Consider the following 12,454-nt stretch of genomic DNA (forward strand, 5'->3'; position numbering starts at 1 on the left):
CGTCGCACTTGCGAGCGCCAATATTGCCGCCAATAAATACCCACGTTTGCGCCATTTCATGAGCATCTCCAGTTACTGATATTCAAGAGTGAAGGTAGCCGTGGCATTGATATGCCCCGCAGTGACAGGCACCTGTGTCGCCATTAGCCGGGCGTAAAAATTCAACGTATTTGGTTTACCCGGCGTCAGGGTCGTCCACGAAATCGCGGACGATGGAGCATTAAGGGGTATTTGATTTTGCTGCTCATTCAGAAGCTGTATTCCCAGTCCCGAAGCCGCTGACACCGTATTTTCAAGTGCAAGCAGATTGGCATTGTGGCTATCTGCAACGCCGGTAAACCCAACTTTTACGGCAGAAACGGCATTACCACAGGGTGACAGCAAAATACGAAATGGAACAACAGGAGTCGTCGCGCCAATGTTGTTAAATTGCTTCGCCGCGTTTTCCATCAGATCAACAGTAAAATTGGTTGATTCAGCGGCCACACTACAGCCGTTATCCCTGACATAGCCGCGGATAGTAATCGTGCTATCCGCAGCCAAAGCGTGACTCACCGCCAGCCACAAAAAAGCGCACAGAAGATAAAAAGGTTTGTTTCTCATCACGCCCCCTTAACGACATTCAGCTGATAGCTGGGTTAATAACTGCTGCTGACTCTCTGGTGGCAGTTGATAATTGGCGACACAGTGAGCATTTTCCTCTTCTCCCCATTTCACCTGAACTTTTCCCGCTAAAGGCATTCCGCTGAGGTAAACCTGACCATTATCCGCAACAATGCCGCTACTCTGGCTACTCTCTGATGTCACCATCGCCCCAAACGGCAGCGGCTTATTATTGTGGGTCAGCGTCATGAGCAGTTTTATCCCAACGCGCGCTTTAAACTCTGCTCGCACGATCGCCCCACGAGTGGGAACAACGTTAGCAACCGCGTTATCTAAATCGACGTTATCAGCCAGGGTATTGGTATCCAGCGCCACTCTATTTTCCCGATATTCAGTGGCATAAGGCAGCACGGCATAACCACGCCAGTCGGTACGCACCCCCGTCTGGTTTTCGACTTTTGCATCTTTTGCGCCAGGCGCTTTAACAAGCACCACTGTTTCGTTTAACGGCTGCCCCAGCGTTACGCCATTGGCATGAGCCAATACCCCACCGCTGACTCCGTAATAGAGCTGCTTAATATCATCGCTATGGCTGTAACCGATATTGGCATTGCCGTAACCACCGCGATAATTCAGCGTGGCGTAGCCTGTACTTCCGCTATTTCCATCGCCTCCCCCGGCATAGCCGGTTTGCACGCTATAGCTGAGGTTGTTGTCTTCCAGCAACGTACCGTATACACCAGCCAGATTGGTCATCCGACCGTTGAGATCGTGTGACATGCTGTAGCTGGCACTGGCATGTCGCCACTGAGATTTACTGTCAGAACGCAGCCAGTGGCTGAAAGGAATATTGACGTTAAGCGCTAACATCTGATCCCGTCCTTTTTGCCAGGCGTTTTTCGTCAGGCTATAGCTGAGCGTCCAGTTGATATCTTCGAATGCAGTATTTAAACCAGCCTGGAATTGCTCATCGACATTACTCGTTCCCCAATAAGTTTGATGGCTACCACTCAAATACAGTGTTGATGTGCGCCCGAGTTGCTGAGTAACGGTGAGCTGTAATTTCCCGCGTTTGTTATAAGCGAGGTTGTAATAGTCGGTGAATTTCGGCTTAACCTGAATAACTCCGTCCTGTGTTTCGATGTTGTAGCCATTCATTCGACTGTATGTTGTATCAGCGAAATTAAAATATCCGCTGGTCGAATAACGGTAACCCACTAACTGAATATTCGTGCCTGACTCATTGAGCGATTTGTTATAGAGAATACGCACCGATTGTCCGTCATGCTGACTGTCATCGGGAAGTGTGGAATTAGCCTGCGTCATATCCACAGACAGAGCGCCCAGTGCCCCCATGTTTTTCCCGATACCGAAATTAAAAGCACGATAACGATCCGCCAGTTGCGTTCCACCATATATTGTCCAGCCAGCCGGAAGGCCGTGGAGTAATGTACTCTGGAAAAAGCGGGGTTTTTCCTGCTGCGCATTTCCACTACGGTATTCTCCTGCCGTAATGGAATAACGAGTATGCCCTTCACGTTGCAAAAGCGGGACTGACGAATAGGGTACGGTAAAAATCTGCGTGCTGCCGTCAGCCTCTTTGATCGTTACCTGCAAGTCACCACTATTACCTGCGGCATAGATATCGTTGATGGTAAAAGGCCCCGGTGGCACCGTACTATTATAAATGTCATACCCATTTTGTTTAATAGTGACCTGTGCAGTACCACGAGCAATACCGTGGATCACCGGGGCAAATCCTCTTTGGCTATCGGGTAACATATTGTCATCTGAGGCCAATTGTGCGCCGCGAAAGTTAATACCATCGAAAATATCGCCCTGAGTATAACCATCACCCAGCGTCAGCCGGGAACGTAACGGTATTATGTCTCGCTCAAGCCAGGTATTGATATGCTGCCATTTATTTTTGCTACCTGATGATCTGTCGCTACTGTTATAACTCCAGGTGGTATTGTCGCGTAAACGCCACGCACCAATATTTAACCCATTCTGTAGGTTTAAATATGCATAATGGCTGTTACCCCCAATCCGATTCTGTACACTATTTCCGCTGAAATTATAATTGAGCAATCCGGCATTAATACCGGGATCCCATAACTCAGGAGGAATATAACCACGCGCGCGATTACTCATAAATGCCTGAGGGATCGTCAGGTTCAGTCGCTGCTGACCAACATCCAGATGCGCAGTAGCGTCCTGGACCATTGTGGTTAATGGCACACAGGCATCATCCGCCAGCAGATTCATACCGGCGACAGAAGCCGTATTCAGCCCCATACTGGCGAGTTGCGCGCGTGTCAGGCAGGGAACAATCCCTTGTTCACTGTCGCCCGTATTAAATGTGACATCACGCGTTGCCATATAACCATTATTCAAATAGATATCGACGCGATACGTCCCTGGCGGTAATTCTTGCCCATTTTCAAAACGCGATAAATCGGCCACAGCCTGGGGATCATCCGCTAAAAAGCGCGGATTAAAATAGAGGTCGGCAGATGACAAAGGTGCCTGTGCGGCAAAAGCACAGGCGACAACGAGTCGGACAAAAAAACCAGCCAAACGATGCTTACGAATATGCAAGCATTGTGTGTTTCGCTGGTAAAGTCTTAAATTCAGATATGACATTATTCCTCCGGTTTAAAATCACCCGGCAGTCAATTCTTTTTATTCAGGCGAAAAATTCCCCCTGCGTTATTCCATTACGCCCGTCATTTTGGGGGTAAGTGCGCCATAATCATTTATTGTTCGGTAAGTAATATTGCTTCCTGCATCAGAAGGCAATTTAACCGTGCTTTCGCCCATTGGAGGCACCAATGCATTTTCAAGAACCCGGGTTCCGGCATTCAACTCTGTTACCGTCAGGTAATAGGGTGTCGGGTTAATCAGCGTCAGAGAATTCGCGCTACGACGAAATCTTAATTTTTCTGCGGCCTGATCGGGTGGCAACGCTAATTTAGCCGGGCGATAGTACAGTTTAATGCGGCTGATAATTGCGAGCTGTAGCGTATTCTCAGTCAATTTTGATTTATCCATTGACGGAATCGCTTTAACGTTCATCCAGAATAAACTTTCCCGGTCCTGTGGCAATTGGTTATTTGTTGCATCAAGAATACGTAAGGTATTCTCTTTTTTTCCCTTCATCGCAAACAGAGGAGGCGTCACGATAAAACGACCATCCTTTACACCATCGGCATTTTCCACCCATGATTGAATTAAATAGGTACTATTTTCATCATTATTTGTCACGGCAAGTTGCACTTGTTTTTGCCCTGCCGGATAAATTACGCGAGTCGCGCCTAAGGCCACTCCCGCTTCAGCGCGTCCGGCAACCATCATTGCCATGAACATCAGGATACCTGCCAGCAAGCAGAATGTTATTTCCTGCGATTTCCTTACATTGACGTTTTTATTACTCACTGTCCTGTTCCTGTTATCACATTATCTGCTGAACAATTACTGATAGGTTAAAGAGAACCAGGCCTGGGCATTGGCGATGCCGCCAGTAACCCGACGCCCGGTAGCACGATATTTGGCGATGAAATGTAGCGAAGTAGAGCCTGAGTAAAGCCGTTTCCAGTTTGCTGGAGGACGATTAATCGGTACGAGGTTTCCTTCATCATCAAACAACGCTACGCCAATATTGGTGGCTATCCCTGGCCCCTCTCCCACGGAAAGCACATCCGGATTTTTACCATCCGCGACACCGTGAAACGCCACACCCACACGTTCACTCACCACCGTGCTACATTCCCGTAAATGAATAACAAAAGGCACCGGTGCGCTATCTTCCCCTGCCGCATGAAACCGGTTACTGCTGATTTGCCCCATATTGACCGTCATTTGTTTATCACCGGCTTCAATCCGGCAAGTTTCCGCAATAATGACGCCCTGAAATTGCATATTTCCGCCGGGCAGCGTGGTATTCCATTTATTTCCGGCCAGAGCAAACATTGGCAGCAACGACGCTAACAGAAATAATCTCTTCCTTTTCATCGTTATTTTTATCGCACAAGGGTGGGCATCCCTGCCCGTAATGACGTCCTTGAACCTGGGTAGGTTATTGATACTGAACCTTGAAGGTCGCATCCGCATTAGCAGCACCCGGGGTTGCGGCCCCGGTTGCAAAATAACGCGCCTGGAACGGAATGGTGTTGGTTCCGTTATTCAGGGTTGTTTCTGAACTAAATGTCGCACCGTCCAGCGCCAGCGCAGCACCCGTTCTGTCCAGGATCTGCACACCAACGTTTGTTGCACTACCTGCAGCAGAACTCTGCAGAGCCAGTACATCAGTATGCGTAGCATCAATTGCCGTACCTAAGAAGGCAACAGCGGCTTTTGTGGCAACAGTGGTATCGCAATCATTCAGCTGAATGTTAAAACCAACGGCAGAGCTGGTTGCTCCAGCCTGCTTCAGGCTAGCGGTACGAACCTGGCCCAACTGAACGGTTTGATCAACAGAGCCTGCATCAACTGCGCAAGCGGCATTAACAACTTCCCCTTTAAAGTGAACGGTCCCACCATTTACCGTCGTAGTATCGGCCAGAGCCGCTGCGGAACTGAGGGACAGAGCCGACAGAACAACGATTGCCAGAGTTTTAATTTTCATGCTGCTTTCCTTTAAAAAAACTATTTCTAAATCGACATGGGCAGTCGTTCTGTACACTTTGTTTTGTCAACGAGTTTGACTGCCAACACTGCACAGTTTTCCCCCAAAAGATGAAACATTTGGGGCCATTTTGACTCATAGAGGAAAGCATCGCGCACAAACTTTTTCAGTTTATTTGTTGGCTTAATATTCTATTGTTATCTTTATTTATAGATTTTTATATTGCATGAGGTGGTTTTTGGAGAGAAGAATGAGGAAGATGCGTCGAGCCAAAGAAACGTTAGCTTTACATATAGCGGAGGTGATGTGAAATTAATTTACAAGAGAAATAATTTACATATCAAACAGTTAGATGCTTTTTGTCGTTTTTTAATATTTTTATGCTTGAGAAAAAATACGTAACTTATTTATGATATGGACAGTTTGGCCCCAATTGTCTTGTATTTATTTGTTTTTAACTTTATTATCAATGAGTTAAATCAAACCTCTTCTCTTTTTAATTTTTCGTTTATGAGATTATTTCTTTCCCATAATCCGGCAAAACGAGCAGCATTACTGGCGGTATAACGTACAGTATGGCGAATATTTCGATGCCCGAGATAATCCTGAATTAAACGAGTATCTGCACCACGCTCCGCCAGTTCATAACCGCAAGCATGCCTTAACATATGAGGATGAGTCTGCGTTACGGTTCCAGCTTCAATACCGGCATCGCGAATAATGCGATAGGCCTGCTGGCGAGAAAGCCGACTCCCACGGCGAGAAATAAATATAGCGTCGGTCCGGTCAGCGCCTTTCCAGTTAGCACGTTCCTGGGTCCAGCGTTCCACGGCTTCACGCTCATCAAAACGTAACGGGTGAACGGTAGAAAATCCGTTCTTCAGTCGGCGAATATTTATTCGACCTTCATTAAGGTCAAGATCCTGATAATGCAGATCAAGCAGTTCACTAATACGCATCCCATGCCGATATGCCAACAGAATAAGACAATAATCTCTGGCTCCCGTTGCCCCGTAACAAACCGCCTGCATCATGGCCTGAACTTCTTTACCGGTAAGATAACGACGTTTACTCACAATAGTAGTACTCCTAACTGAGATATATTTGAATGAATACCTATAGGAAACCTCAATCGGTCAAAATTAGCCCAATAGATAAAAAGATAACCACACACGAAGTGATGTGGCTATCAGTCAATTACATTAAATATCATACAAAAATAAAATATCACTGATGTGATAACATCTATTTTCATTGATTTGATTCAATATAACAATAGATTGCAGTGGATTAACTTCCAGTTGCTTAAAAAATAAAGAAAAAAGTGCGGAAACAGGAGAATTTAAGTGATGTGTAAATTTATGAATGATTTTGTTTATTTATTTTTAAGAACATAAACCATTGTATTTTGTATGGATATGGTTAACTTAATGTTTATTATGAAAATTAATAATCACACTTACAATAACATCAATTAATAAATGGTTAATCATTTTTGATATATCGTAAGAATAATGTAGTTTTTAACACCATCCCTGGTATCTCAACTATCTCTATAAAACAGCGTGACGCTGTCGTCCTCTGGCTCTATCCCAGATGCCGTAAAAACGCCCTGCATTGCTGGCGGTATACCAGACAGTATGACGAATATTGCGATGCCCAAGATAATCCTGGATAAGTCGCGTATCTATTCCCATATTCGCCAAAGCAAAACCACACGAATGGCGTAACATGTGCGGATGAATCTCCAGTGACAACCCGGCATTACCACCGGAAGTCGAGATAATATGGTAAAACTGTTGCCGAGAAAGCGGATTTCCCTTACGCGATAAAAATACCCATTCGCTCTCAGCATGCGGGTACGAAGTACGGATACTCAACCAGTTTTTTAAAGCCTGAACTTCTTTGTTCAATAGCGGGTGCGTTGTTGAAAAGCCTTTTTTTAATCGATGGATATATATACACTTTGCCTTAAGATCAATATCCGAAATCCTCAATCGACAAATTTCACTCGCCCGGAAACCATGAATAAAACAAAGCAAAGTCAGACAATAATTACGTGCTGCATGAGGCCCGGTATTTGCTGCTTTAAGGAGTGATTCGATTTCACTATGGGTCAGGAAGTTCCTTTTTTTGTTATCAGCCTTATTCTTCATCGTTTTTCCCTTATAATTACAGACGCGCACTAGCTGTGCTGGGTTAGCAATAATCCAACATTTTTATCCTGATTATGTTTATAAAAGCGAACGTTTGCTTAATAACTAACGTAAGTGGACCAGTTCTTCTGAGTGAACTTAAATGGAGTAGCAACAGTTACTTATAATAACGTTGCCATACAAACGCTATGCTCTTGCATGCTATGTACCTTTATATATTTATCAATCGGATACGAATCTAATAATAACCCTCATCATTAATGCAACTAATCTTATCTATATATCATGTGATATGTTCTGTAACAAGTAAAATCAACATAAAAAATTCAGCAAAATTTAATATTCGTTCAACTATCCGTCTCACATATGACATTATTAGACAACTCCATTTGCCACAAAATGGCTATTTCATGGAACGCAGTAATTTCTTAGTAGCTATTATCAGGCTAATTCTTAGGTCCCTAGCGATTATTCCTGGCTGGTTCGTCAGTTTAGTTCATGAGATTGTTACATTCCTTTTTATCCTGGAGATATGGGGGAAAGCAGGAGATGATTTTTTCATCTGCATCCGTTGGTAAATATGGCTTTGGTCACTGCGACTTAAACCTTCCTCAATCACAGCTGTTCGCCGGGCTATTCGGCAAACAAGCTAAGTGAAACATCATCCTGAAAACACCAACATCAACAAGCCTCTCCAGAGAGACTTCAGGAGTGACCAGCTACAAGCCACAAACCAGGAAACATATTTCATGATGAGAATTATGCTCAGCCTGATGGCGGGTAAACACTTATTTTCACCACGCCCACTGAGTTATCTTGCAAATCTTTCCTTGTTTATACTCTAAATAAATTACTTATAAAACATATAATTAAATAACAACCCTTGGTTTGTGAAGGCCTCCGCAAGTGTTCGTTTGGCTTCACATGGCATCTTCTTCTTAGAAAAATATCGACATATTTTGTGACACGAATTGCAAATCTGGTTTTGTTGTATGGATTGCGTGATTTTTGATCTGGTATAACAGGTATAAAGGTGCACCAAGATAGTCAATGAGACAGGGCATCTCGCAATCTATGGCAAACATCACTTCAGTTCTTTCACATCGGGTGATGAAAATGCACTTCAGTCTGAAAGGAATATGAAAATGAGATCAACAGACACTCTATTTTATGACTCTGGGTAAAATGGATTGAGTAAGTGATATAGCTTACGAACATTCAAATCAATTAAACATCAGAAGAGATTTTATACTCAGGTATTTAATCTGGCTCTCTGTTTATTTAAATAATGTGAAAAGAGATTTTTCACAGGAGACCTTATACAAAAAATATAAAATACAGCTACCGGTTGCCAAAGACACTATAAGCCTGGCAAAAAAATATTACACAACATAAATGCTAATTGTTTATGCGGGCTTTGTATTGCTTTCTGTTTCCTACAAATGAGTGAAATTTATGAAAAAGGCTAAAATACTTTCTGGCGTATTATTACTGTGCTTTTCGTCACCATTAATTTCTCAAGCTGCGACACTGGACGTACGTGGTGGATATCGTAGTGGAAGCCACGCCTATGAGACTCGACTCAAAGTCAGTGAGGGATGGCAAAATGGATGGTGGGCAAGTATGGAAAGTAATACCTGGAATACCATTCATGATAATAAAAAGGAAAATGCCGCACTCAATGATGTTCAGGTTGATGTTAATTACGCGATTAAACTTGATGATCAATGGACGGTGCGCCCGGGAATGTTAACGCATTTTAGCAGCAACGGCACACGCTACGGACCCTACGTAAAACTGTCCTGGGACGCGACAAAAGATCTTAATTTTGGCATTCGCTATCGTTACGACTGGAAAGCTTACCGACAACAAGACTTATCCGGTGATATGTCTCGTGATAACGTTCATCGTTGGGATGGATATGTCACTTACCATATTAATAGTGATTTCACCTTCGCATGGCAAACGACGCTATACAGCAAACAGAACGATTATCGCTATGCAAACCATAAGAAATGGGCGACGGAAAATGCATTTGTTCTACAATACCATATGACGCCGGATATTACGCCATACATAGAATATGACTACCTTGACCGTCAGGGTGTTTACAACGGCAGAGATAATTTATCGGAAAACAGTTATCGCATTGGTGTGTCATTTAAACTGTAGTAGACAGGAGACAGTCACAATGAATAAAACAATAACGGCGCTTGCTATCATGATGGCTTCATTTGCCGCAAACGCGTCTGTATTACCGGAAACTCCTGTGCCATTTAAAAGTGGTACCGGAGCAATTGATAACGACACTGTCTACATTGGTTTAGGTAGCGCAGGTACGGCATGGTACAAGCTGGATACACAGGCCAAAGATAAAAAATGGAAAGCGTTAGCTGCATTCCCTGGTGGACCAAGAGATCAAGCAACCTCTGCATTTATTGATGGCAATCTGTATGTGTTTGGCGGCATTGGCAAAAACAGCGAGGGCTTGACTCAGGTATTTAATGATGTACACAAATACAACCCCAAAACCAATAGTTGGGTTAAATTGATGTCGCACGCGCCGGTGGGCATGGCGGGCCATGTGACTTTTGTACACAACGGCAAGGCTTATGTTACTGGCGGTGTTAACCAGAATATCTTCAATGGCTATTTTGAAGATCTCAACGAGGCTGGAAAAGATCAAACCGCTGTAGATAAAATCAACGCTCACTATTTTGACAAAAAAGCAGAAGATTATTTCTTCAATAAGTTTCTGTTGTCTTTTGATCCCTCAACACAGCAATGGAGTTACGCTGGCGAATCTCCCTGGTACGGAACGGCTGGTGCGGCGGTTGTTAATAAAGGTGATAAAACCTGGCTTATTAATGGCGAAGCCAAACCAGGATTGCGAACGGATGCCGTATTTGAACTTGATTTCACCGGTAATAATTTAAAATGGAATAAGCTTGCTCCCGTCTCATCACCAGATGGCGTCGCTGGCGGTTTTGCGGGGGTAAGCAATGATTCTCTTATATTTGCCGGAGGGGCCGGATTCAAAGGTTCACGAGAAAATTACCAGAACGGTAAGAACTATGCGCATGAAGGCCTGAAAAAATCATATAGCGCTGATATTCATCTTTGGCATAACGGGAAATGGGATAAATCGGGTGAATTATCGCAAGGTCGGGCCTACGGAGTATCATTGCCCTGGAATAATAGTTTATTAATTATTGGCGGTGAAACTGCAGGCGGCAAAGCGGTGACGGATTCAGTTTTGATCACTGTGAAGGATAATAAAGTCACAGTACAAAACTAACGCTTCAGGGCCCCGGTAAAGGGGCCCTGCTATCAATTTACCATTTCAATTACGCGAAAATTATATGGACGCAATAATATCGCCCGATTATTACTATGTTCTTACCGTTGCTGGTCAGTCTAATGCCATGGCGTATGGCGAAGGACTGCCATTACCGGACAGTGAAGATGCGCCTCATCCCAGAATTAAACAATTAGCGAGATTTGCGCATACGCATCCCGGAGGCCCGTCATGTCACTTTAACGACATTATTCCACTGACTCACTGCCCACACGATGTTCAGGATATGCAGGGTTATCACCATCCTCTGGCAACGAATCATCAAACACAGTACGGCACCGTTGGCCAGGCACTGCATATTGCACGGAAATTACTACCCTTTATTCCTGATAATGCAGGGGTTCTCATCGTTCCATGTTGCCGTGGCGGATCGGCTTTTACCGCGGGCAGCGAAGGGACATATTCAGAACGGCACGGAGCCAGCCATGATGCTTGTCGTTGGGGAACGGATACTCCGCTGTACCAGGATTTAGTCAGCAGAACGCGAGCCGCACTGGCAAAAAATCCGCAGAACAAATTCCTCGGCGTATGCTGGATGCAAGGCGAATTTGACTTAATGACCAGTGACTACGCGTCACACCCTCAACACTTTAATCATATGGTTGAAGCCTTTCGTAGGGATCTAAAACAATACCATTCTCAGCTTAATAATATTACTGATGCGCCCTGGTTCTGCGGCGATACCACCTGGTACTGGAAAGAAAATTTCCCTCATGCGTATGAAGCTATTTATGGCAATTATCAAAATAATGTTTTAGCCAATATTATTTTCGTCGACTTCCAGCAACAAGGTGAAAGAGGACTGACGAACGCGCCTGATGAAGATCCGGACGATTTAAGCACGGGATATTACGGTTCAGCGTACCGGTCACCGGAGAACTGGACGACGGCACTGCGAAGCAGTCATTTCAGCGCGGCAGCCCGTCGGGGGATTATTTCTGACAAGTTTGTAGAAGCAATTTTGCAGTTTTGGCGCGAAAGGTGAGCGTTCATTAATTTGATTTATTCGCATCCATCAGCGCTTTTAACTCCTCCGGCGTAAACGGTGGTTTGCGTAGGTGCAACATCGCATGGCAATTAGGACACACAGGAAGCAAATCATTAACTGGATCCAGCAGGTAATCCTCTTTAACGGCTGAAAGCGGCACCAGGTGATGCATATGGATAAAGCCCTCAGCGATATCGCCATAGATCTTCACCAGATCAACGCCGCATACGTTGCACTGGCATCCGTGATATTCGACTGCTTTCTCGCGAGCTTTTTTATCGCGTTCATAGCGGTTTACCGTCACCTTTATCGCCGCACCTTCAACGTAGGTCCCCTGCGACGGCAACTCATCCGGGAACAGAACATCGGCTATGGGAGCCGCAGCGGCTTTATCCTGATGAATATGAAATCCCTGATCTATAAGTAGCTTGACGCATTTAGATTTTATTCCGCCGGTGAAATCCGCAGGGGTAAATTGCGTCCCCGTCATCAATGTCGCTGCGATGCCAGCAATCGCCTTCGAGGGGTAACGTCGGCCATGATATTCAATCTCATACAACCGTGCAGGCTGGAACTGATGAGTTTCTCCCGCATCCCATAAATGAATAGCTTCGATGATATACCGCCGCGGAAGATGATCGGGGAGTTTATTCATAGAGAATGTCCTTATACGTTCTCAGAACAAGCAGCAAAAAAACAAATGAGATCAAAGTAATATATCT

Annotated in this window: 11 protein-coding genes and 1 pseudogene; 3 read left to right on the forward strand and 9 right to left on the reverse strand. The window is 44.6% G+C overall.

Translation table 11 applies throughout. The features are described 5' to 3' along the window. Nucleotides 1-72: 72 nt before the first annotated feature. The 7 genes from fimF to fimB all read right to left on the reverse strand — a co-directional run bounded on the left by fimF (nt 73) and on the right by fimB (nt 7,386). Nucleotides 73-603, reverse strand: a complete 531-nt coding sequence (gene fimF / locus AB4H76_RS20175) for a type 1 fimbria minor subunit FimF (RefSeq protein WP_001244826.1) — start codon at nt 601-603, stop codon at nt 73-75. Nucleotides 604-612: 9 nt separating this feature from the next. Next, nucleotides 613-3,249 carry a fimbrial usher FimD gene (gene fimD / locus AB4H76_RS20180; protein WP_077492519.1) on the reverse strand — a complete coding sequence of 879 codons (2,637 nt, stop codon included), beginning with the start codon at nt 3,247-3,249 and terminating at the stop codon, nt 613-615. Between the two features lie 66 nt (nt 3,250-3,315). Next, a complete protein-coding gene (fimC, locus tag AB4H76_RS20185) occupies nt 3,316-4,041 on the reverse strand; it encodes a type 1 fimbria chaperone FimC (RefSeq protein ID WP_000066560.1) in 726 nt (241 codons plus the stop codon). Between the two features lie 36 nt (nt 4,042-4,077). Further along, nucleotides 4,078-4,617: a fimbrial protein gene (locus AB4H76_RS20190; protein WP_000824105.1), complete on the reverse strand. Its 540-nt coding sequence runs from the start codon at nt 4,615-4,617 to the stop codon at nt 4,078-4,080. A gap of 64 nt (nt 4,618-4,681) precedes the next feature. After that, nucleotides 4,682-5,230, reverse strand: coding sequence for a type 1 fimbrial major subunit FimA (gene fimA, locus AB4H76_RS20195; protein WP_000695543.1), 549 nt, complete (start codon nt 5,228-5,230; stop codon nt 4,682-4,684). A 479-nt stretch (nt 5,231-5,709) separates the two neighbouring features. Then, entirely contained in the window at nt 5,710-6,306 is a 597-nt protein-coding gene (gene fimE / locus AB4H76_RS20200; RefSeq protein WP_000044711.1) for a type 1 fimbria switch DNA invertase FimE, read from the reverse strand. Nucleotides 6,307-6,783: 477 nt separating this feature from the next. Then, on the reverse strand, nt 6,784-7,386 hold the full coding sequence (gene fimB, locus AB4H76_RS20205; RefSeq protein WP_000790583.1) for a type 1 fimbria switch DNA invertase FimB: 603 nt from the start codon (nt 7,384-7,386) through the stop codon (nt 6,784-6,786). 1,455 nt (nt 7,387-8,841) lie between these two features. Between fimB and nanC the strand changes: the two genes are divergently transcribed. The 3 genes and pseudogenes from nanC to AB4H76_RS20220 form a co-directional block, all read left to right on the forward strand. Beyond that, complete coding sequence (gene nanC, locus AB4H76_RS20210) at nt 8,842-9,558, forward strand: N-acetylneuraminic acid outer membrane channel NanC (RefSeq protein ID WP_001443018.1); 717 nt, start codon at nt 8,842-8,844, stop codon at nt 9,556-9,558. Between the two features lie 19 nt (nt 9,559-9,577). Beyond that, nucleotides 9,578-10,684, forward strand: a complete 1,107-nt coding sequence (gene nanM / locus AB4H76_RS20215) for an N-acetylneuraminate epimerase (protein WP_001355522.1) — start codon at nt 9,578-9,580, stop codon at nt 10,682-10,684. A gap of 286 nt (nt 10,685-10,970) precedes the next feature. Then, nucleotides 10,971-11,315, forward strand: a pseudogene (locus AB4H76_RS20220) (sialate O-acetylesterase); the annotation flags it as partial. Between the two features lie 332 nt (nt 11,316-11,647). Here the strand turns inward: AB4H76_RS20220 and AB4H76_RS20225 are convergent. Next, nucleotides 11,648-11,737 (reverse strand): hypothetical protein, encoded by a 90-nt coding sequence (locus AB4H76_RS20225; RefSeq protein WP_374758120.1) that lies wholly within the window; start codon nt 11,735-11,737, stop codon nt 11,648-11,650. Further along, complete coding sequence (locus tag AB4H76_RS20230) at nt 11,737-12,387, reverse strand: HNH endonuclease (RefSeq protein WP_063116177.1); 651 nt, start codon at nt 12,385-12,387, stop codon at nt 11,737-11,739. Before AB4H76_RS20230 ends, AB4H76_RS20225 begins: the two co-directional genes overlap by 1 nt. Nucleotides 12,388-12,454 lie beyond the last annotated feature (67 nt).

The sequence above is a fragment of the Escherichia sp. UTM R2 genome, from assembly GCF_048593455.1.
GTDB lineage: Bacteria > Pseudomonadota > Gammaproteobacteria > Enterobacterales > Enterobacteriaceae > Escherichia > Escherichia coli.